The 21,768-nt window shown below is 45.0% G+C and carries 25 protein-coding genes and 1 pseudogene; 23 read left to right on the top strand and 3 right to left on the bottom strand.

Annotation, left to right across the window (positions count from 1 at the left end):
- Nucleotides 1–205: 205 nt before the first annotated feature.
- Nucleotides 206–355, bottom strand: a pseudogene (locus ACAN56_RS32140) (IS701 family transposase); the annotation flags it as partial.
- A gap of 377 nt (nucleotides 356–732) precedes the next feature.
- Between ACAN56_RS32140 and ACAN56_RS32135 the strand changes: the two are divergent.
- From ACAN56_RS32135 to ACAN56_RS32095, 9 genes are all read left to right on the top strand, one after another.
- Nucleotides 733–1,644: an ABC transporter permease gene (locus ACAN56_RS32135; RefSeq protein ID WP_231578342.1), complete on the top strand. Its 912-nt coding sequence runs from the start codon at nucleotides 733–735 to the stop codon at nucleotides 1,642–1,644.
- An 11-nt stretch (nucleotides 1,645–1,655) separates the two neighbouring features.
- The gene (locus ACAN56_RS32130) at nucleotides 1,656–2,540 is read left to right on the top strand and encodes a carbohydrate ABC transporter permease (RefSeq protein ID WP_038597029.1); all 885 of its coding nucleotides are present in this window, start codon (nucleotides 1,656–1,658) and stop codon (nucleotides 2,538–2,540) included.
- Nucleotides 2,541–2,597: 57 nt separating this feature from the next.
- Nucleotides 2,598–4,121, top strand: coding sequence for an ABC transporter substrate-binding protein (locus tag ACAN56_RS32125; protein WP_379147891.1), 1,524 nt, complete (start codon nucleotides 2,598–2,600; stop codon nucleotides 4,119–4,121).
- A gap of 51 nt (nucleotides 4,122–4,172) precedes the next feature.
- A complete protein-coding gene (locus ACAN56_RS32120) occupies nucleotides 4,173–4,991 on the top strand; it encodes a metallophosphoesterase family protein (RefSeq protein WP_038597023.1) in 819 nt (272 codons plus the stop codon).
- Between the two features lie 21 nt (nucleotides 4,992–5,012).
- Nucleotides 5,013–5,804 (top strand): tyrosine-protein phosphatase, encoded by a 792-nt coding sequence (locus ACAN56_RS32115; RefSeq protein ID WP_052092344.1) that lies wholly within the window; start codon nucleotides 5,013–5,015, stop codon nucleotides 5,802–5,804.
- Nucleotides 5,805–5,966: 162 nt separating this feature from the next.
- Nucleotides 5,967–6,611: a TetR/AcrR family transcriptional regulator gene (locus ACAN56_RS32110; protein WP_038597021.1), complete on the top strand. Its 645-nt coding sequence runs from the start codon at nucleotides 5,967–5,969 to the stop codon at nucleotides 6,609–6,611.
- Between the two features lie 196 nt (nucleotides 6,612–6,807).
- Entirely contained in the window at nucleotides 6,808–6,939 is a 132-nt protein-coding gene (locus tag ACAN56_RS32105; protein ID WP_269322432.1) for a hypothetical protein, read from the top strand.
- A gap of 169 nt (nucleotides 6,940–7,108) precedes the next feature.
- The gene (locus ACAN56_RS32100; protein ID WP_379147888.1) at nucleotides 7,109–7,756 is read left to right on the top strand and encodes an SGNH/GDSL hydrolase family protein; all 648 of its coding nucleotides are present in this window, start codon (nucleotides 7,109–7,111) and stop codon (nucleotides 7,754–7,756) included.
- 2 nt (nucleotides 7,757–7,758) lie between these two features.
- Nucleotides 7,759–8,772 carry an alpha/beta hydrolase gene (locus tag ACAN56_RS32095; RefSeq protein ID WP_379147886.1) on the top strand — a complete coding sequence of 338 codons (1,014 nt, stop codon included), beginning with the start codon at nucleotides 7,759–7,761 and terminating at the stop codon, nucleotides 8,770–8,772.
- A 342-nt stretch (nucleotides 8,773–9,114) separates the two neighbouring features.
- Here ACAN56_RS32095 and ACAN56_RS32090 read toward each other — a convergent pair whose 3' ends face one another.
- Nucleotides 9,115–10,002, bottom strand: coding sequence for an ImmA/IrrE family metallo-endopeptidase (locus ACAN56_RS32090; RefSeq protein WP_052092343.1), 888 nt, complete (start codon nucleotides 10,000–10,002; stop codon nucleotides 9,115–9,117).
- 93 nt (nucleotides 10,003–10,095) lie between these two features.
- Nucleotides 10,096–10,485: a helix-turn-helix domain-containing protein gene (locus ACAN56_RS32085; protein WP_052092342.1), complete on the bottom strand. Its 390-nt coding sequence runs from the start codon at nucleotides 10,483–10,485 to the stop codon at nucleotides 10,096–10,098.
- A 302-nt stretch (nucleotides 10,486–10,787) separates the two neighbouring features.
- Between ACAN56_RS32085 and ACAN56_RS32080 the strand changes: the two genes are divergently transcribed.
- The 14 genes from ACAN56_RS32080 to ACAN56_RS32015 all read left to right on the top strand — a co-directional run bounded on the left by ACAN56_RS32080 (nucleotide 10,788) and on the right by ACAN56_RS32015 (nucleotide 21,768).
- Nucleotides 10,788–11,309 (top strand): sigma factor-like helix-turn-helix DNA-binding protein, encoded by a 522-nt coding sequence (locus ACAN56_RS32080; RefSeq protein ID WP_081966003.1) that lies wholly within the window; start codon nucleotides 10,788–10,790, stop codon nucleotides 11,307–11,309.
- A 178-nt stretch (nucleotides 11,310–11,487) separates the two neighbouring features.
- Entirely contained in the window at nucleotides 11,488–11,919 is a 432-nt protein-coding gene (locus ACAN56_RS32075) for a hypothetical protein (RefSeq protein WP_052092341.1), read from the top strand.
- Nucleotides 11,916–12,212 (top strand): hypothetical protein, encoded by a 297-nt coding sequence (locus ACAN56_RS32070; protein WP_038597016.1) that lies wholly within the window; start codon nucleotides 11,916–11,918, stop codon nucleotides 12,210–12,212. Before ACAN56_RS32075 ends, ACAN56_RS32070 begins: the two co-directional genes overlap by 4 nt.
- A 3-nt stretch (nucleotides 12,213–12,215) precedes the next feature.
- Nucleotides 12,216–13,661: a phage tail sheath family protein gene (locus ACAN56_RS32065; protein ID WP_379147882.1), complete on the top strand. Its 1,446-nt coding sequence runs from the start codon at nucleotides 12,216–12,218 to the stop codon at nucleotides 13,659–13,661.
- A 12-nt stretch (nucleotides 13,662–13,673) separates the two neighbouring features.
- The gene (locus ACAN56_RS32060) at nucleotides 13,674–14,195 is read left to right on the top strand and encodes a phage major tail tube protein (protein WP_038597011.1); all 522 of its coding nucleotides are present in this window, start codon (nucleotides 13,674–13,676) and stop codon (nucleotides 14,193–14,195) included.
- Between the two features lie 17 nt (nucleotides 14,196–14,212).
- On the top strand, nucleotides 14,213–14,533 hold the full coding sequence (locus tag ACAN56_RS32055; RefSeq protein WP_052092340.1) for a phage tail assembly protein: 321 nt from the start codon (nucleotides 14,213–14,215) through the stop codon (nucleotides 14,531–14,533).
- Nucleotides 14,534–14,685: 152 nt separating this feature from the next.
- Entirely contained in the window at nucleotides 14,686–17,709 is a 3,024-nt protein-coding gene (locus tag ACAN56_RS32050; protein ID WP_379147879.1) for a phage tail tape measure protein, read from the top strand.
- A complete protein-coding gene (locus tag ACAN56_RS32045; protein WP_038597006.1) occupies nucleotides 17,709–17,912 on the top strand; it encodes a tail protein X in 204 nt (67 codons plus the stop codon). The genes ACAN56_RS32050 and ACAN56_RS32045 overlap by 1 nt, the downstream gene beginning before the upstream one ends.
- A gap of 2 nt (nucleotides 17,913–17,914) precedes the next feature.
- Nucleotides 17,915–18,946, top strand: a complete 1,032-nt coding sequence (locus tag ACAN56_RS32040; RefSeq protein ID WP_379147877.1) for a phage late control D family protein — start codon at nucleotides 17,915–17,917, stop codon at nucleotides 18,944–18,946.
- Nucleotides 18,947–18,948: 2 nt separating this feature from the next.
- A complete protein-coding gene (locus tag ACAN56_RS32035; protein ID WP_038597004.1) occupies nucleotides 18,949–19,344 on the top strand; it encodes a hypothetical protein in 396 nt (131 codons plus the stop codon).
- Nucleotides 19,341–19,763: a phage tail protein gene (locus ACAN56_RS32030; protein WP_038597002.1), complete on the top strand. Its 423-nt coding sequence runs from the start codon at nucleotides 19,341–19,343 to the stop codon at nucleotides 19,761–19,763. The genes ACAN56_RS32035 and ACAN56_RS32030 overlap by 4 nt, the downstream gene beginning before the upstream one ends.
- Nucleotides 19,760–20,092 (top strand): GPW/gp25 family protein, encoded by a 333-nt coding sequence (locus ACAN56_RS32025; RefSeq protein WP_379147874.1) that lies wholly within the window; start codon nucleotides 19,760–19,762, stop codon nucleotides 20,090–20,092. Before ACAN56_RS32030 ends, ACAN56_RS32025 begins: the two co-directional genes overlap by 4 nt.
- Nucleotides 20,093–20,096: 4 nt before the next feature.
- On the top strand, nucleotides 20,097–21,224 hold the full coding sequence (locus ACAN56_RS32020) for a baseplate assembly protein (protein WP_379147933.1): 1,128 nt from the start codon (nucleotides 20,097–20,099) through the stop codon (nucleotides 21,222–21,224).
- Nucleotides 21,217–21,768 carry a phage tail protein I gene (locus tag ACAN56_RS32015; RefSeq protein WP_038596998.1) on the top strand — a complete coding sequence of 184 codons (552 nt, stop codon included), beginning with the start codon at nucleotides 21,217–21,219 and terminating at the stop codon, nucleotides 21,766–21,768. Before ACAN56_RS32020 ends, ACAN56_RS32015 begins: the two co-directional genes overlap by 8 nt.

The raw sequence follows: 21,768 nt of genomic DNA, 5'->3' as shown, positions 1-21,768 counted from the left end.
GATGGCTCAACGATAGATGAACTCTCTGATCAATTCTGTCTTTCCAACGATCGTATTAAAAAGATCATTTATTCAAAAATATAAGTCATAGAAATCACATCAGTATCTTATGATGTGATTTTTTGTGTGTAAAAAATGATTCTGAATTATCTTTTATATATTTTGTAAACTTAAGTTCGTCCAAGTTACGTGTAGGTCAATCCGAATGAATCAAGGATCGGTCTGAACAACCGAGAACGGTAGCCTGCACCTGATGCCCCCAGACCACCTTGCCCAGCAGATGAGAGTGATGAAAACCGGCGTGCTCGATAGAAAAACGGGCCTGTGACGAAGGCTTTGTTTTCTGAGCAATCGTTATTCGAGATTCTTCCTGTATATTCTCCTTTTACAGCATCAAAATAAATTTTTGTTAATTCACCCTCGGAAAGTCCTACGACTCCAATGAATGTCTTGAGTTATCTCTTGTTAATAAAAAGTGATAACCTTTCGCCCAATCCTTCCCCGGTTGTCATATCACCAAAATGGGGGCTGAGATTCTTTTAATGGATCATTCTAAAACACATTTACAAAACCTTAACCCTAGGTTGATCTTTCGTTAATAAATGGGTTGTACACTTAGGGTGTTTACTAGTGGTACATTAATAGTTCCTCGCGGTAAATAGGTGGTGAAGAGAATATTGAATTCCAATATTGGAGGAAAGGGTCTGTTTCATGACACAACTAGGATTAAACATGAGAATCAAAAGGGCAAGGAAATACGGCGTACTCTTCTTGATGATGATACCCGGAATAGCTTATTTAATCATCAACAACTACTTGCCACTGTTCGGAATCATTATCGCGTTCAAAGATTACAACTATTCGCAAGGTATATTCGGAAGCGACTGGTCTGGACTGAAAAATTTCGAGTACCTGTTCAAAACGACAGACGCTTTTATCATTACGAGAAACACGATTTTGTATAATGGCGCTTTTATCGTGCTGAATCTCGTCATCGGAGTCGGAGTTGCTATTTTGCTCAATGAAGTGAAGGCTCGTTTTTTTTCGCGGTTTTATCAGACGGTTCTATTATTGCCGTACCTGATTTCCATGGTCATTGTCGGTTACCTCGTATTCGCTTTACTGAGCCTGGAGACCGGATTTATAAATAAAACGGTCTTGCCTCTTTTGGGTCTTTCCGAGATTTCGTGGTATAGCGAGGCGAAATACTGGCCGTATATTTTGACGATCGTACACATTTGGAAAAGTGCCGGTTACTTGTGCGTCATTTATCTGGCGGCGATCATCGGTATCGATAAAGAGTATTACGAAGCTGCTGAAATTGACGGTGCAGGAAAATTGCAGCAAATAAGGAGCATTACGATTCCTCTCCTTATTCCGGTCATCACGGTTATGACGCTGCTTCAGATTGGGCGTATTTTCTACTCTGACTTTGGGTTGTTTTACCAGGTTCCCCTGAACGCGGGCGCTCTGCAATCGACAACAAACGTAATTGACACCTACGTTTACCGTTCCCTATTGATGCTTGGTGATATGGGCATGTCATCGGCTGCAGGACTCTATCAATCGTTGGTCGGCTGCGTGCTTGTATTCTTGTCAAACTACATCGTCAGAAAAATAAACAAAGATAACGCCATATTCTAGGGGGACTTGTTTTGAAACAGAAATATCGGGCGTGGCAAATCATCGTAAACACCATGATGCTTATGGTAACGATAATATGCCTTCTTCCACTCATTCTGCTAGTAACTTCTTCGTTTACCGACGAAGAGACTATTTACCGTAACGGATATGCCATCATTCCGGAGAAATTCAGCTTGGCCGCTTATCAATTTATATGGAACGATAGCGAGCGGATTTTGCATGCTTACGGCATTACAGTTGCCATTACTTTGATCGGAACGACTTGCGGCTTATTCATCATTGCGCTTCTTGCCTATCCGTTGTCTCGTAGAGATATGCCATCTAACGGTTTTTGGTCACTGTTCGTTTTTTTCACGATGCTGTTCAACGGCGGGCTGGTACCGACGTACATGGTATACACGCAATTGTTTGACTTGAAAAATACGCTGATGGCGTTGATCATCCCCTCATTACTCATGAATGCATTTTTCGTCATGCTGATGAGAACGTTTTTCCTGACCTCTATCCCAGCTGCAGTCATCGAATCTGCGAAAATCGATGGCGCGGGAGAATTCCGCATATTCGTCAGGATCGTACTGCCTCTCTCGCTGCCCATTCTGGCGACCGTCGGATTGTTCCAGACTATTCATTATTGGAACGATTGGTTTAACGGGATGGTTTATGTTACAGACGACAAGCTGTACAGCCTGCAGAATTTGCTTAACCGAATTTTGCTTGATATTCAGTTTTTGTCCAGCTCGAATTTTGGCAGTCAGACCGAGCTGTCAGCCAATACTCCGACGGAATCCGTACGCATGGCATTGGCCGTAATAGGCGTCCTTCCGATACTGATCGCTTATCCGTTCTTCCAGAAATTCTTCGTAAAAGGACTTACAGTCGGAGCGGTAAAAGGGTAAGGCTATTTCCGGTATTTAGCCGGTTAGTAAAAAAAATCACAGAAGGCAGGTTCAAAAATGAAAAGAAAAAGCTTCATAATGATGCTAACGATCGTACTCTCGACAGTCATGCTATTGGCGGGATGTGGCGACAAGAACGGGAACAGCACAGCCAGCCCGTCCGAGACAGCAGGTTCTACCGGTACGACGGGCAAAGATCTGAAGCCGTATGAGGTGGTCATCGCGTTCTATGGCAACGAACAAAAAGATATGCAAGCTGTGCAGGACGAAATGAGCAAAATAACCAAGGAAAAATTCAATGCTACTGTCAAGCTTTTACCTATCGGAGTCAGTGCATGGGCGCAGCAAACCAACCTGATGCTTGCAAGCAACGAGAAAGTCGACCTTATGTTCACCTCACCTCTGTTCAACTACGCCACACAGGTGGCGAAGGGACAGCTTCACTCGCTGGACGAAATGCTGGATAAATACGGGGCTGGCATAAGGCAATCATTGGAGCCTTATCAACTCGCGGCTTCCAAAATCAACGGTCAGCACTACGCGGTTCCCAATGTGAGAGATATGGCAGCCTATTATGGTCTTATGATGCGTAAAGATCTCGTGGACAAATATCATATCGATATAAGCAAAATCAAGACGATTAACGACTTGGATGCCGTCTTCCAAACGATCAAGGAGAACGAGCCGGAGGTCATGCCGCTTGTCGCCAAAAATCCGGGAACAGCACCCTTTACCGCTGGCTATTCAACATTCGATGCGCTCGGCGATTCCATCGGCGTACTTCCCAATTATGACAATGGCATGCAGGTCGTCAATTGGTTCGAAACCAAAGAATATGCGGACCAGTTAACTATTCTGAGAAGATGGTATCAAGCCGGATATTTGCTGAAGGATGCCGCAACGGGCAAGCAGGACGGCAGGGAGTTGGTGAAGGCGGGCAAAGCGTTTTCCTTCCTTTCGAACATGGGTCCCGGTTCAGATGCGGAAAGCTCCAGAAAGCTGGGCATGGAAATGATTTCGGTTCCGCTGACGCCAACGTATACCACAACCGATCTGATCACAGCCTTGATGTGGTCTATTCCAAAAAACTCGGAGGATCCGGAAAGAGCGATGATGGTGCTGGACATGCTTTATTCCGACAAGGATTTCTACAATTTGTTCGCTTGGGGCATCGAAGGCAAACATTACGTGAAGAAGTCGGACAACGTTATCGATTTTCCGTCAGGGGTCGATATCAAGAATGTTGGCTATAATTTCGGTACGCCTTATATGTTCGGCAATGAATTCCTGTCTTATACATGGTCAACCCAAGACCCTGACACTTTTAAAAAGTTAGATGAATTCAACAAAACTGCTAAGCAGTCAAAAGCGCTGGGATTTAATTTCAACGTTGAGAATGTGAAGACGGAAATGGCTACGGTAAGCAGCGTGAGGTCCGAATTCCGCCTGGGGCTGGAGACGGGTACACTTGACCCTGCCAAGGAATTGCCGAAGTTCAACGAGAAGCTCAAAGCGGCTGGCATCGACAAGATCATTGCGGAAAAACAAAGGCAGCTTGACGAATGGGCGAAGAATAAGTAATCCAAAATCCGTGTTTAAGCGACAAAACGATAAAGAAGGGAAGTATCAAACATGAAATTCGTACACCTTACCGACACCCATCTCAATGCTCCAGGGAGAAACAACCAATTCCCCAATGCCAATCATTTTGAGAAGGTAAAGCAAACCTTCCGTCATATTCGCGAAACCGGAGTTAACCCGGAGTTTGTTCTGATCACAGGAGATCTTGTACATGAAGGCGACGCGGAGGATTACTCCTTCGTTCGATCTCTATTCGACGAAGCTTCCGAGCAACTCAAAGTACCGGTTTATGTATTACTCGGCAATCATGACCATCTCCCGGCATTCCGTCAAGGCTATCTAGGTGAGTTGCCCGCAGAAGAACCTTATTATTATGTTCAAGACATCAATGGTTTGCGTCTGATCTGTTTGAATTCCCAAATCCCCGGTCAGCCTGGTGGACAAATCGACGAAGTGCAATTGACATGGCTGGAGAACCAGCTTCAAACGCCGGCGCCTAAGGGCACCATCATCGCCCTCCATCATCCGTTGTTCGACCTCGGCGGTTCTGCAGCAAAAGGAATGCTCGTCGATAATCGCGATCAGGTCGCACACGTAATCTCCGGGAAGGACGTGATCGGTATATTTGCAGGTCACATTCATTCCAACTATTCCGGGACTTATCAGGGTATCTTCCACGCCGCGGCTGCAGGCACCGCTTTCTCTGCGGAGGTGGAAGAAGGCATGGAACATTATCAATTTCTCGATACTTGCGGATACAATATCATCACGATAAGCGAAAAAGGAATTGCGGTTAAAGCAGTCGAACTCCCGCGTTCGCGTGCCGAATACATGCGAATTTCGGTTGCTAGCTTTACCCCCAAAGCTTAATCATTGGAGGATAACGATAAGATGAATTCACAACAACTTTGGCACGATCTTGAGCGCAGAACGAACCTTCGTCAGCTTGGGGGGTACCGTACTTCCGACGGAAAAACAATCAAGTCCGGTCTGTTGTTTCGTTCCGGCCAATTGTCGGAATTAAATGCAGACGATCTCGAGATGCTTCGAACGTTGGATTTGCGCTATATTTTCGATTTCCGCACGGACAGCGAGCAACAATTGAAGCCGAACCCGGTGATCATCGGTGCCGAGAACGTCAGCCTCCCCGCTTTAGGCGGGGCTGTCAATCCACAGGAATTGCTGCCCTACATTCGGAGCATGGGCGAGGCTGCCAAGCAGGGCGGCCTGCTTATAGGGGCTTACAAGCAATTTGTCTCCAACGACGCAGCACAGAAAGCCTACCGCCGGTTTTTTGAAGGGCTCCTGGAGACAGAAGGAAAACCGCTGCTTTGGCATTGTGCGGCGGGTAAAGATCGGACGGGGTTCGCCGCGGCGATCTTGTTGCTCGCGCTCGACGTACCACGGGAAACGGTTATGGATGATTATTTAAGAAGCAATCGTAATCGCATCGAAGCGAATAATCAATGGGTGGACGCGATTCGCCAGAAGATTGGTGACGTGGAAGAGCTCGGCGTGTTCAGGGAAATGATGAGCGTGGATGCTGTTTATTTACAAGAGGCACTTAATGAAGCGGAAGAACGCTACGGAACATTAAATGCGTACATGGAATCAGTGCTCGGACTAACCGCTGAACGTCGGGAACAATTTAAAAAAATCTATTTGGAACAGGCTCTCGTCTGATTTATGGGTGGATGCTTCTCTCTAATCGGAGAGAGCATCTTTTTTTATTGTCATATGGGGAAGTGTTGCAGCTATATTTACAAATTATTAATGACTTCATTGTTTTAATATTCATGCTATCACATGTTATAATAATAATTTATTGAGGGGAGGTTAACGTGTTTGAACGATCAGTGGAAAGAGCAATTGGAATTACACAGAACCAAGCGACGCGAAGTCATTATTATGGAAGCGAAACGATTGTTTTTGGAAAAAGGATTGTCTGCAGTAACCTTAAAGGAGATCGTAGAAGCTTGCGGAATTAGTAAGGTTACCTACTATAAATATTTTCGGTCGCTGGATGAAATTATATTTGAAGTACAAATGGATATGTTAAAAAGTTTTATGAAGGAAATTAACGCTGTTCCTCTGAAAGGGGACTGCGGATTTGAGAAGTTGACCAATTTGTTAGCTAGAACGATGGAGGTAAGTCAACTTCATAGCTCTTACATCCGATTTATTGCCGCTTTTGATCATTATTACACAGAGAGTTACCCTACAACGGAATTGGAAGAAAGGTTTCGCATGTTCGTGCAAAGAGGTCAGCCCTTTTATGTTCTTATCCAGGAAGGAATAAAGGACGGATCCATACGATTGGATATTGATGCCAAGGTTTTAACCTATACCCTTAGCAATATGTTTTTGGCTACGTTACAGCGTCTAACGGTTAGAGGGAAATTGCTTCATCAGGACCAAGGCGTAGATCCGGCAATCATTATGAAACAAGCAATAGAAGTGATGCTGGCCTATCTGAAACCCATTAAATAAATAGGTGAATTACGATTAGAAGAAGTCCTTGCTGTGGGGGCTTCTTTTTTATTAACCTTCTTCATAATTTCTTTACGTAAAATTGATAAATTGATAACAAGCAGAATATACAATATAAGTGTCTACTATAGGTAAACATACACTTATTATAAGTTAATAGATAATAACTAAAGTAGATTGTATGGAGGAGAGAGATATGAATAACAAATTATCTACCTTAGTGCAAAAAATGAGATTGGAAGAAAAAGCATCCTTGCTAAACGGAAAAGATTCCTGGAGTACGGCTCCGATTGAACGTTTCGGCATTCGTGGGGCTGTACTTCAATGATATTCCTTTAAAAAGGCTCTTGGCTATGGGGATAATGAATGAGAGCTCGTTGGACGAAGTTATAGCTAAAATTAATGATGCTTTAGAAAAAATCGATCACAGCCCAAAGTGACAATTAAAGTTAAAAGAGTAGTCAAAGGTTGACATATTATTTTGGAGGTAATTAAAGATGACCGACACGAGAACGATCTTATGCTTCGGGGATTCAAATACATGGGGAGCCGATCCGCAGAATCGAGGAGTTCGGTTTCCGGCGGATGTTCGGTGGACGGGCGTACTGCGTAAGGAACTGGGAGACGGCTACGACATTGTTGAGGAAGGCTTGCCCGGGAGGACGACAGTGTGGACGGATCCGATCGATGGAATCATGAGCGGAAAAGAGTACTTGACGTCCTGCCTGCTGTCTCACAGGCCGCTTGATCTTGTCGTGATCATGCTCGGAACGAATGATTTGAAAGAGCGGTTTTCCGTCTCTGCGCTGGATATCGCGATGAGCACCCTGTCGCTTGCCGGGCTCGTAAAAACGACTTTTTCAAGGCCGGGGATTACGATAGTCCCTCAGGTTCTGATTCTAGTTCCGCCGCCAATCAAGGAAACCGGATTATTCGCAGGCATGTTCAAGGGCGGGGAAGGGAAGTCCAAACAATTGGGCGAGGCATTCGCAATGCTTAATCCTTATACCGACGCATCTATCATGGATGCTTCGACCGTGATCGTTTCCAGTGATGCAGACGGCATTCATTTCGAAGCAGAACAACACCGGAAGCTCGGAAGTGCTGTTGCGGAAAAAATAAAAAGAATGTTGGTGGAGTTATAACAATGAACATTCCTTTGTGGGACGACCAACCCGCATTGCAGGGATTCAACGAAGGTTGTCCCAGCTTAACACCGTACTTGCTGGAAGGGGAAGGACCGTTTCCTGCCATCATCGTTTGTCCTGGCGGAGGCTATACGCATCGGGCCGGTCATGAAGGCGAGCCTGTCGCCAGGTGGTTGAACGCGATCGGCATTTCGGCATTTGTCCTTCATTATAGGGTTACTCCGGCACAATATCCGAGCCAGCTTCATGATGCTCAGCGGGCCATACGAACGATCAGGCACAGAGGGACGGAATGGAATATTGATCCCCAGCGAATCGGTATGCTGGGATTTTCAGCCGGAGGGCATCTTGCTTCGATGGCAGGTACGAGTTTTGACAACGGCAATCCGCAAGCCAATGATCCGATCGAACGATACAGCAGCCGTCCCGATGCGCTCGTGCTCTGTTATCCTCTCATTACGATGGGCGAATTTACGAATGCATCGTGCAAATCGGTATTGATGGGGGATCGGCAGAACGACTGTGCTCTGATCGAACTGTTATCAAGTGAAAAGCAAGTAACGGAGGAAACACCGCCGGTTTTTATGTGGATCACGGCAGACGATCCGGTTGTTCAGGCTGAGAATTGTTTAATGTTCGCGGCAGCGCTCAGGAAGTTTAGGGTTTCTTTCGAAATGCATCTTTTTGAAAGTGGTCCTCATGGACTCGGACTGGCCGGCGGCGATCGGGAAGCGCAAGCATGGACAAAGCTGTGCGAGGCATGGTTGAAATCAAGGGATTTTCTCCTTGTAGAACAAGTGATTGACGAGTATACAACAGTAGGCCAGTTGCTGGCCGATGATTGCAGCAAACCCGTATTGGAGCGGTATCTTCCGGATCTTTTGGCATCGCCGAAGATCGACTATATCAAAGCGTTTTCGTTGAAGTCGCTGTTCAATTTATCCGATCCGATGTTTACGGACGAGAAAATGGCAGCCATCTTAAAAGACTTAAAATCGAGCGCAAAAAAATAACAACGAAGTGCATAGGCATAAAGGTTCACTTTTTAGAAATATGGAGCTCGGAAAGTTTGGATGGCTGAACAAATTTCGCGACCATATTTTGACCATATTTGAATCGGAATTAATCGGAACTTATCTGAAGATAAATCGAAAGACTTCCTAATTATATGCGGTAATCTGAACTGTTCGAAGTTCAATATTTAAGAACGTAAGAAATACAGCCTCAAAGCAGCACGTCGCGCTCCACAGTTCTCGAAACGTTAATATCCCTTGGTTATCAAGGATATCAAGCCTCTGGTCTTTATGGCCAGGGGCTTTTTGTATTGGTATTTTAACGGAAGGTTCATGCTTATACTAATTAAACTTCTCTAAAGATCTTCGATCTGTTTCGAGGAGTTGAACGATATCCCTCATATGAAGTACAAAATTTCTTTTGGAATATCCACACCTGTAGACAAGTTGGTGCACTTGGAGTGTTAATTGTCCATCGAAACAAATTAAGTCTCCGCTTATTGTTGATTCCACAACGATATCATTTAAGGCCTCTAGTTCAATTTCTTGAAACCGTTCATCCATAGGAATAACAATTTCATATTGTGTAGTTAAAGTCTTATAATCTAAACAAACAATTAGTTGGTCTGGCCCATCAAAATTGCTGTAGGGGTCATAATACGCCAATACTTTTGTCTCTTTAACATGATTGCTGTGTGTGTTTGGGCTTTTCTTGAATTTATTATGCAATGTTCTGCCAGATAATAATTCGCCTTCATATTCACGGCGTAAGATTTGATCAAACCTTAACTTAGCCATTTCTCTAGGGACTCCGAAGATGCTCGAGAGTTGATGGATTGCCTGATTGTAATCATCTGATAAAACGTATGCTCTTATCATGAAATACGGCATTGTCGCATAGAGTACAAATTTGTGAGCGTCTTCTTCCTGAGCTTTAACAAATTGATTGGGAAGTACGATCTGATTACCAACGTGGCGAAGCATGTGACAGAGCTCATGTAAGAAATCAAAGCGTTGTCTGATTGGAGATATCCGGCTATCCAGAAGAATACATCGCATACCTGAGACTGACTCATAAGCACGGCTACTGATAGGGGAATATTGTACATTTATATTTAGTTCAATGGAAAGATCATGAATTGTAATTTGCTCTGGGCTCGTAATGTGGTGATCTAAATAAATATGTTCAATGAATTGCTCTAAATGAGTTTTTTTGTAATGTATAAACATAATGGGCCTCCGTTATGAGAATGTATGTTCGTATATATGGATGCGTGAAACCAGCTCGTCGGCTGGCACCACGATTATGTGTATTAGTTGTTATTACTGATCATTTGTTTTTTTCTTCTCCAGGTCCTTAATAAAATTCCAGAAGGTAAGCATTTCCCGTTTTCTTTCTTCTGGAGCACCCAGGTAGTCTTTAAAGAATAGGCTGTGTTCAGGATTGTTAATAAAAGCTTCAAACTCAGCAAGCTCGTGAATCGAGTGGGAAACAACTTCTTCATCAGGTCTAAATGCCAAACGATCCATTTCTTCAGTTGTAATTCCTAGAGCACGGCATACTTTGATGACATTATCTACTGAAGCACCACCTACCCCGCGCATTAACATTGATCTGAGCGTAGTATAAGGAATCCCCGCTTTCTCAGCAAATGCTTTTGTGTTCAGGCCGGTTTCCTCGATCAGTTTCTTTAAGACTTCAGCCCTCCGCACTGTCAAGTCCTCCTCATATCATCAGAATGTTCTTTCTACTAAGATGTATTTCATTATAGAGGTTTTTTTTTTGCAAGTAAATGCTCAATATCGTATTTATTCGCAATAATCAATTGACTAAATACGAAAATGAGTATACCATTGATAAAAAATACGATATTGAGTATTGGGAATCATATTTATTTAAATTGTTTGATATATGAACAAAGCGCATTTATACAATGATAAGTGCTTAATTGATTCGTATAACAACGTTACTAATACATAATATGATTAATTCCCCTCACAAAAGGAGCATAAGGATGACTACAGTACGGACTGAAAAACCAGCCCTGCCGTATACCAGGGAACTTGAGGGCATGCTTTCAGATTATCAGGATACTTTGAAGGTAGCCGAATGTGCTTATGTGAACGCTGATGCTGATGACCGGAAAATCATTTCTGGAATGGTCAGTGACTGCAAATACATTATTGAGTGGCTGACCACAGGTAGGCGTCCGGGAAATAGAAGGGGGATAGAGCGTCGTGCCGGATATGAACGTGAAATATTACTGGAACCGTTACGAATGCAGTTGTTTACCAGTAGCGATGCTATTAATCGAAGTGATTCGATTACAGATGATCGGCGTTCATTGCTTGATTTTGCTTTAGAGCCATTGAGTAAAAGGGAGCGAGAATGCTATATGATGGCGCATGGAGAAGGATTTTCCCATGCTTGTATAGCTGAGATGCTTGGAATTTCAGCCGGTAGCGTAAGTGAGTACATTCAACGGGCTCAAAGAAAAATAAGCCCTCTTGTTAATGAAATAAGAGAGTTTGTCTAGCAAATGCCCTGTATGTATAGAAAGACATTTTAAAGCATGTGCTTAACCGGCTTGGCTGGTAAGGAGGTGGAAGTTGATATGACTACTAAAGCTAATCTGTTCTAAAGGGTATGAAAATAAATTCATAATAATCGGGCAGTGCTTATGAGTGGAAGTGTTTACCGAAAGGGGAAATGATGTGACGATATTTTTGTTGATCAAGGCGATTCAAACCTTTTTGGAAAATGAGCTGGTTGATGATGCATTTGCGGTTCCAAATGTATATTTAGGTGATTTGCCGCCGAATTCTGCAGATAGTCAGGAGGATCCCGAATATCCGTTCATTATCATCCGACCATTTGAGGGGGAGGGAGGTAAGGATAATATACAATCCCAGATTAAACTTCTTTTTAGGACTCGGCCGCGGGATAATTCAGGATTTATTGATTTATTAAACCTGATGGAGCGGGTACGTATACTGCTTATGCGGCAAGGTATCCTGGAAAAGAAATTCGCTATTAATGATAGCTGGAAATGGAAACTTATTGAGGAACAGCCAATGCTCGAATGGGTTGGTGAAGTCATTACCACATGGACTTTACCGCAAATTAAACGGGAGGTAAAAATATGAGTCGAACTAAAAATAATGTTAAATTGCAGGAGGAGCAGGTGGTAACGGTGAAAGAAAATTTGGATTCAGTAAAAATCTATCTTGGTCCGAACTTGCCGGGTGGACGCTTGCTGCAGTCAACTGTCTTTCGGACCGGTATTCCTGCTTATTTGCAGCCACTGATTGCGGAACAGCCGGATGTAGAAGAACTTATCGTACCGGTTAATGGGATGAATGCAGTGCAGGAACGTATTGTTCAGTCCGGTACAGCAGAGTATGCAGCATATCAAAGGCTTTTAGGAAAGGGGAATTAATTAATGGCCTATAAACATGGTGTAACAATTATCGAACAACCAACATCAGTCCTGGCACCCACAGAGGCAATGAGCGGAATTCCGTTTGCAGTAGGGACGGCTCCTGTTAATCTGGCTTCGACAGCTGCACCGGTGAATACTCCAGTACTGGCTTATACTTATGCTGAGGCTGTAGCCGCACTTGGCTATAGCGATGATTGGAAGAACTATACTCTTTGCGAACTTATCTACTCACATTTCGTGTTATACAAGAAAGCCCCGTTGATTATGGTTAATGTCCTGGATCCCGCTGTGCATAAGACGACGGTGCCACCGGAGGCGGTCACTGTAAATAACCGTACAGTTACGCTGACGTCTGAGGGGATACTGTTGCCAACGCTCACAGTCAAATCGTCTGACGGAACATCAACATACGTAGCTGGTGTCGACTTTAATGCCGCATTTAATGATAACAGCCATGTAGTGATCTCGGTGAAAGCTGGTGGAAACATTTCAGCTAATGTAGCACAGCTCTCTGTAGGGTATGACCGGATTAATCCAAGTGCCGTAGACTTGGTTGATGTGATCGGTGGTCTTACATCATCTGGGGAATACACCGGCTTTGAGTTGATTAACCAAGTGTATCCGCGTTTCGGGATTCTCCCAGATTTACTGCTTGCACCTGGATGGTCTCATTTCCCTTCAGTAGCAGCAGTTATGAGAGCCAAAGCCAGCAACATTAACGGCAACTTCAAGGCAATGGCGCTGACAGATATTGATCCGGCTCAGGCTTATAGCGATGCCGGAACCTGGAAGTCTGTGAATAGCTATAATGGAACTCTCCAAATTGCCTCCTACCCCATGCTTACAATGGGAGATAAGCAGTATCATTTTTCTACACAGCTGGCAGGACTAATCGCAGCAACAGATGCGAGCTACGGCGGAGTACCTTTTGTATCGCCATCTAATAAAGCACTTCAAGCCGATGGTACTGCACTTTCCAATGGGACGAGCTTGTATTTAGGGATCGATCAAGTGAGCTATATGAACAGTCTCGGAATTATGACTGCCCTTAATCTTGGCACGAGCGGATGGAAAGCCTGGGGGAACAACACAGGTTCGTTCCCGGGGACGACCGATCCGAAAGACAGCTTTATTCCGGCTCGCCGTATGTTTAATTGGATCGGGAACAGCTTGATTCTGACCTATATGCAAAAGGTTGATGATCCGATGAACAAGCGGTTGATCGCTGCAGTCACGGACTCGGTAAATATTTGGCTGAACGGTCTCGTGGCATCCGGTGCGCTGCTTGGCGGTCGTGTGGAATTTAATGCTTCCGAAAATCAGGCCACGGACCTGATGTCCGGTAAAATTACTTTCCATTTATATATCACTCCACCAGGTCCTGCACAGGAGATCTCATTCCTGCTTGAATACGACACAACTTATTTGGCTGCATTGACAGCCTAAAGGAGGAAAAACATGCCTAATAGATCAGAACGTATTATCGATTATTCAGTTTTCTTGAGTGATCAGGATAGATATTTGGGTACAGCTACTGCTACGTTGCCAGAGATTACTTATCTGGTGGAAACAATCAAAGGTGGAGGAATCTCGGGCGAAATAGAGGCTCCTTCTCCAGGACATACCGGTGTAATGAATCTGTCCCTCAAATGGCGTACGATGGAAAAGGAAGCAGTTGAACTAATGGCTCCTAAGGTTCATATGCTAACCCTGCGCGCATCAATTCAGACGTTTAATACCTCCACTGCTGAATATAATGAATCCGCGCTAAAGATCACAGTACGTGCAAGACCACTGGGGCTGTCACTAGGCAATCTTGAACCTGCGACAACTATGGAGACTACGAATAATTTCTCGGTTAGTTATCTGATGGTGGAACTCAACGGTGAGCGTATATTGGAGATCGACAAATATAACTATGTCCACAGAGTGTTTGACAAAGATTATCTTGAAATTACTAAAAGAAATTTGGCGTTGTGATAAGGGAGGGCTAAACAATGGAAAATGAAATAATCGAGGAGGACTTGGCGGAAGTATATACTTTCGCCCGGCCTGTCACTTTTGAAGGAAATACTGTAGAAACTTTGACCATTGATTTCGACAAGTTGACCGGCGTGGATATTCTTGCCTGTGACCGTCAATACCAAGCTGAAGCGGCAAGACACGGTGGCACTGAATTGGTTAAGGAGACGAATAAAGCCTATCAGGCTTACATTGTAGCAAAGGCTGCCGGCGTTCATGTCGGATTAATCCGCGCGCTTCCGGCAAAGGATTTCACTAGGCTGACTTTGCGGGCACAAAGTTTTTTGCTGCTGTAGGCTGTGGGGGTGGCGGGGAGGTCAAGGATCTCGCCGCCCTTCTGGCCATGTTTACCTACACACCCATTCCATATTTTCTTTCGCTGCCCCTTTGCGAAATGGCGGAATGGGTGGAGCGGGTTACCCGGATTAAGGGAAGGAGGAAATAATTCGTGGCAGGGTCGAGTGGTGCAATTAATAGTTATAATATTGTTTATCAATTGAATGCCGTTGTATCTGCCTCCTTTCGCCGGTCGGTGGGAGAAGCAGAGGACAGTATAGAAGATGTTGCAAGGGTTCTTCGGGAATTATCACGAATTTCAGGTTTTGATAATGTGCGACGAGATGCGGACGCGGCGGAAGATTCAGTTGGAGAATTAGGCGAGAGTGCTTCTAAACTTGGCCGCATTTTGGAAGGCATGAAGGGACAGAAGGAACTATTCTCTGAATTGAAATCAGGTGTCGAACCGCTTAAGAAAATTATGACCGGAATCAATGAATCCGCGGATGCTATGGCCCAATTGCAGGCATCAACAGGAATGACAACAGAGCAGATGGAGGATATGGAGGAAATCTCTAACAGTCTCTATCGCCAGAACTATGGTAAAGGCTTTGAGGATTTAGGTGACTCTCTGGCGCTGGTTAAAAAAGTATTGCAGCAAAGTGGGGATGAGCTTGAGAAAACTACGGAGAATGCGATTACCTACCGGGATGTTTTTAAAGGAGAGCTGCCTGATTCCTTAAAAGCAGTGGATGCGATGATGCAGCGGTTTGGCATTAACTCCGAGCAAGCTTATAACTTGATGGCTCAAGGGGCACAGAAGGGCTTGGACCGATCTGGTGAACTACTTGATACGACAAGTGAGTATAGTGTGTATTTTGACAAAATGGGCTATTCAGCCAATGAGATGTTCAGCCTCTTCAGTGCAGGGATCGAAAATGGGGCCTCTTCGCTTGGAGGTGTAGCTGATGCTGTGAAAGAGTTCAGTACAGCAATAATGAGTGACTCTGACTCAGTAAGCGCCTCTATATACGAATTGTTTGCGCCAGAGCAGTTGGACAAGTTCAGCGCAGCGCTTGTAAAGGGCGGTGCAGGTTCGGCTGAATACGCCCAACTTCTGAAAGTGACGGGAAAGACTGTAGCTGACACCCTGACAAAAGATTTAAAAGCGGGCGGAGATTCCGCGAAGAAAGCCATGCTGGAGCTTCAGAAAACACTTGGCAGCGGAGAGAAAATTTTCAAGGGGCTGTCGAACGGTTCACTTACCGGCAAGCAAGCGATGGAGCAAGTGATTCAGAAGCTAAAAGAAATTAAAGATCCTGTAAAACAAGCACAACTTGCTGGAGAGTTATTCGGCAGTCAGTTCTCGGCTATTGGCAGCGAAGCCGTCCTTGCGCTCGGGAGCACCCGAAGTCAATTCGACATGACCAAGCAGACTATGGAAGAAGTTGCTGCTGTAAAATACAGTACGTTGACACAGCAGTTCCAGGCAGTCGGCCGGGAAATGATGACCGAACTGATCGTTCCGCTTGGAGAGAAGTTGATGCCGTTGCTTCAGGGTCTGGTTCATTGGATGGGGAACAATAAAGAGCTCATGATGGTCATCGGCCTTGGAGCTCCCGCGGCGGCAATCGGAGTGAATACTCTCAAGATTGTTCAGGGATTCCTGAAAATCGGAAGTGCGGCTGGCGGGGCAGGCGGAGCGGCTGGCGGGTTTGCCGGCGCGCTGGGACTGCTGACGAATCCAGTGGGGATAGCTGTGGGGGCACTGGGATTAGTGACAGCTGGGGTGGTCGCTTATAAACATCATCAGGAAAATGCCCGGCAGGAATTACTGCACATGGGCGATGCACTGGACGAAGCTGGAGAGAAATATGAAGCAGCACAAGGAAAGGCGAAACTCACCAATGACCTTGTCTGGGAATATCGGCATTTGAATGAAAAAATAAAAGAGAGCTCAACCAGTTCAGAAGGATTGGCTAAAAATACAGAAACTTTAGCCAGACAACAGGAGCGTTTACGTGAAGTGACTACCAAACTGCAGGAGCTACATCCTAAGACAATAAGTCAATACGATATTGAGAATGGGAAGATTGAAGAGAAGCTGGACCTTATGAAGCAGGAAAGCGATGCAGAGAAGGACTTGGCGAAAATCACCCTTGAGAACAAAATATACGAGACTGAAGACAATCTTCCTGAGCTTGAAAAAGAGATGACTGAACTTCAAAACAGTTCCCAAAATTTGGCCATGAAGAAGGATATGCTTGATCCTGCAATTTCCGACCTTAAAAAATTCGAAGCGGAGTATGAACGGTTAATGCAACTCCCTAACTCGGATAAAAAAAATGAACAGCTTGAGGAACTGCGTCAAAAGGTCAATACAATAACTGGTGAGGTAGGATTTAATGTAGAAGGTACTAGTGCTAATTTTGATGATATAAATCGGCTACCTGGTCTTAAAAATGCAATAAAAACAATAAAAGAGAAGCGAGACAAAGGCTCAGAAGAACTTCAGAGTATTTTGGAAAAGCAGGTAATTGCCCAAGACACTTATGAAACTCTTTATGACAATAAAAAAAGTTTAATTGAAAAGAAGCTTGGGGGAACTCTGGAGGAGCAGGCAGCCAAGTATAAGACATTATCTGATGCTCAAAAGCTGCAATTTCAGCAAGCGATGGAGGATGTTTCGGAACTGAACGCGGCATTGTCCATGATGCCCAGTGATAAAAAGATAAATGTTATGCTGATATGGGGGCAAACAGGGCAATTCCCACAGAAAATTGACAAGTTTGCAAAGAAAAACGGTTCACCCGATCTAAGAACGGTATCCGGTCGAGAGCAACACCGTTTGCAGCTACGTGATCCTGGTTTTGAGGGTTATGCGGGTTTTGCGGATGGAGGCATAGCTTTACGTCCTTCTATATTTGGAGAAGCAGGCCCTGAAATTGCAATTCCGCTCAATAATAAACCGCGTTCCCGCTCCCTTCTGGATAAAGCAAATGACTTAATGGGTTACACCAGTTCAACCAGCTTAACGGAGGGGAATATACAGGTTAACTGGGCGCCGCAAGTTACGATTCAAGGAGGGACGCCGTCTATTGCGGCTGAAGTAGCCAAGGCCATCCAGGATCAACAACCGGCATTTGAACAACGGTTTCAGCAAATGATCCAGCAGCAAAGGCGGGTGAGTTTCTAATGATCTACAGGACAGTACAAGGTGACACTTGGGATAGTGTCGCCTTTCAGGTGTATGGAGACGAGCAATTAATGACAATGCTCATGAATGCAAATCCCAACCATGCGGCAACAGTCATCTTTTCTAGAAATATTGCCATAAACGTGCCTGATAAGCCAGTCATCACTTCAGATATGCTTCCGCCTTGGCGAAGGGAGGATTAACCTTGGATTTGCCCCAAAACGCCCGAAGGGCAATGCTGGTACTTCAGTATAACGGAAAGGATGTAAGCAAGGATATTGCAAAATCGCTGACAGGTTTTCAGTACAACGATGCCGCTTCCGGTTCACTTGATGACATTTCTATCTCACTGGAGGATACAGGGCGTAATTGGCAGGGGGCCTGGGTTCCAAGCGAAGGGGATCGAATTCATGCCACAATACGTACTATAAATTGGGATGCGCCAAATGAAATTAAGAAGCTGCCACTTGGGACATTTGAAGTAGACAGCATTGAATTTAACGGTCCGCCGGATACGGTGGCAATAAAGGCAGTGTCGCTTCCAATCAGTTCGGAAATTCGAATGCAGCAAAGCTCGCGAGCCTGGGAGAAAACGAATCTAAATACGGTGGCTGCTGAGGTTGCCAAACGGGCAAAGCTAAAGCTGCTTTATAGGGCTGAAGATAACCCCTCATATGATCATTTGGAACAGACAGAGCAATCAGATTTAAGCTTTTTATTGGAGACAGCGACCAGGGAAGGGATTGCCATTAAAGTTTCAAACGGTACTCTGGTAATGTTTGACGAATCTGTATATGAAAAAAAGCTACCAATCGCGACTATAACACGTGGTGAGGACAATGTGAAGGGGTATGGATTTTCAATCAATACGGCATACTCGGCATACCGTGCCTGTACGATTACGTATACACCACCTAAAAGCAAGGAGCCGGTACAAGCAACGTACACACCTGTTGGTGCTCCGAAGACTGGTCCTATACTAAAGATAAACGAACAGGTAGATGATCAAGCTGCGGCCATACAGCTGGCTCGTAAAAGGCTAAGGGAGCGCAATAAAGAAGGCGGAAAAGGCTCATTATCTCTCATGGGAGATATCCGCATGGCAGCTGGCTTGACTATTAATATAGTGGGCTGGAAGCGATTCGACGGCAAATACATTATTGAGTCTGCGAGACATGTTATCGGAAGCGGAGGCTATACAACTGATTTGGAAATAAGAAAGGTATTAGGGTGGTAATCATGAACTTTATTGGACAAGTTTCTACGGCAGACCCGGGATCCGGCAGCGTGCGGGTTACCTTTCCTGACCGGGACAATATGGTGTCAGCACCGTTGCTGGTTATTACACCAGGAGGATGGGCACGTACAAATGCTTTTCCGGAACCCGGGGATACCGTTCTTTGTGCATTTTTGGATAATGACCGCTCTGCAGGTTTTTGCTTGGGGACCTACTATGGTTCAGAGGATGCTCCGCCTGGTGATGTCCATCAACAGGGTGTGTGGTTTGAGGATGGCAGCTTTGTCTTTTATGACCGCAGTACCCGTATGTTAAATGTTAAGGCAGTCGGCGGTATGAAAATTGAAGGGGATTTGACCGTTACCGGGAATGTTACAAGTTCAGGAGGCGTATTATGAGCGGAGAAGCAGAAGCGGATATCTATACTGTCGGCGCCCTTGGGCCTATCGTATTTTCTGTTTCCGAAGCATACATTCTTACGCTCCAGGATTTAGTGCGAAGCAGTGCGGGACGCTGGGCTCAACATGATATTATCGGGCAAAAGCCTAAAAAAGAGTGGCTGGGACCTGGAGTGGACACAGTGACCTTTTCTATACGCTTTTCTTGGGAGCATGGCCTCAACCCCAGGAAAGCAGTGGACAGGTTAACAGAGCTGGAACGGGCCGGCCGAGCACTCCCTTTGGTTATCGGAAATAAGGGTGTAGGAACAGGGCTATGGGTGATCACTAATATGACACAAGCCTGGGAGCAGCTTGACAACAGGGGGAATGTCCGTGTGGCAAAAGTTGATCTTACATTGGAGGAATATGTAAAGTGATCTATACAGTAGATACTACCCAGCAGCCAAACATAGATTTTGCACCGGAAACAATAACGGAAGAAATTGCCCAAAACGTTCGGACGATTCTCATGACACCGCAGGGCAGTGCACCGCTTGCACGAAATATCGGACTGGATTATGGAATAGTGGACGAGCCCTATTCCTTCGCAAAGACACGTATTATAAGCGAGATTATGTCTGCTGTGGCTGAACAGGAGCCACGAGCGCAAATAACGGAAATATTTTTTAAGGATGACCTGATTGATGCTCTGACAGGCCGGTTATTAGCAGTAGTGAAATATAGTTTAAATGAGGAGGTGATGTGATTTGGTGCTATATGCAGATTTGCCTGAAATACAATTCGTGGCTGAAGAAGCTGCGGATATCCAGCGAAACGTGATTGCTATTTACGAGGGCCTAACCGGCCGTACCCTGCAGCCTGCCGATCCGGTGAGGCTGTTTTTGTCTTCATTGGCTGTTCTGATTGTTCAACAACGAGTACTTATTAACCAGACGGCAAAGGGCAATTTGTTACGGTATGCATCGGGAGTTCTGTTGGATCATATGGGTGCATTTCAGGGTTCGGAGCGATTGCCTGCGTCTTCGGCAATCACCACGCTGCAATTTACACTGTCCATTCCTTTGTTAGCCGTCACTTCGATTCCTGCGGGTACTCGTGTCGGTATACTAGGAGGTGATGGTTCTATATATTTTGCGACAACAGAGTATGTAGAGATACCTGCCGGAGCAACCACCGGTACCGTTACAGCGATTTGCTCATCTCTCGGTACTGGCGGCAATGGTTTCTTACCAGGCCAGATTAATGTTCTTATGGATCAATTACCATTTGTTCAATCTGTTATCAATTCTACAACCAGCAGTGGAGGTTCTGCAGAGGAGACGGATGAAGCCTTTCGGGATCGCATCCGGGCAGCTCCGGATTCGTATAGTACAGCTGGTCCGCAGGGGGCGTACGAGTTTTGGGCAAAATCCACATCTGCAGCAATTCTGGATGTGCATGCCTATTCCCCGGATGATGGTAAGGTGACAATAGTTCCTTTGCTTATTGGTGGACAGATTCCAGGCCAGGATATCCTTGATGCCGTCAGTGAGATATTGGATGACCGCGGCATTAGGCCATTGACGGATCAGGTGAAGGTAATTGCCCCGACACCTGAATCTTATAACACTACTGTTACCTATTACATTAGCCGCAGTCGGGCTTCGGAAGTATCTAGCATTCAGGCGGCGGTAACAACCGCAATCGCTGATTATCAGCTCTGGCAAAAGTCCAAGCTTGGTCGACATATCAATCCTTCTGAATTGATTACCCGTGTCATGGAAGCGGGTGCGCTGCGCGTAGTGCCGACAGCACCAGTGTATACGGCTTTGACAATGACCCAAATTGCACAGGAGGGTACGACAACAATCACCTATGGAGGTCTTGTTGATGATTAATATTCAAACGGTAAGCCTGCTTGATCTCCTTCCGCATTCGATCCGAAACGATCCGGCTATCACTGCCGCCGCCACTGCACTGGATAAACAACTTCAAGTAACAACGGATATGATAACATCACTAAATATATTTAGTCGCTCGACAGAATGGACAAATGAAGAGACTGATCAATTGGCACTTCAGTACCGTCCGCCCTATTATGATCCGGAATTATCCGTGGGACAAAAGCGACTCCTGGTTAACAACGCCATTTCCTTTCACCGGCATAAAGGAACAGCTGGTGCTGTTGAAAGTTTAATAAAGATTCTATTTGGGGAGGGTTCAGTTGAGGAGTGGTGGGAATATGGCGGTGATCCTTATCATTTTCGAGTGGTTACTAATAATGCGGATGTTACTACCACACGTGCACAAGAGTTTATAGAAGCCGTGAATGCAATTAAACGTCTTTCTACTGTACTAGATAGCGTCACCATATCACAAGCTGAAACACTGCCATTGTATATAGGTGGGTTTATACACGTTGGAGAACGAATTATTATTTAA

Origin of the sequence: Paenibacillus paludis (assembly GCF_042610515.1) — a bacterium.
Classification (GTDB): Bacteria; Bacillota; Bacilli; order Paenibacillales; family Paenibacillaceae; genus Paenibacillus_AQ.
This window is presented reverse-complemented; position numbering and strand designations above follow the sequence as displayed.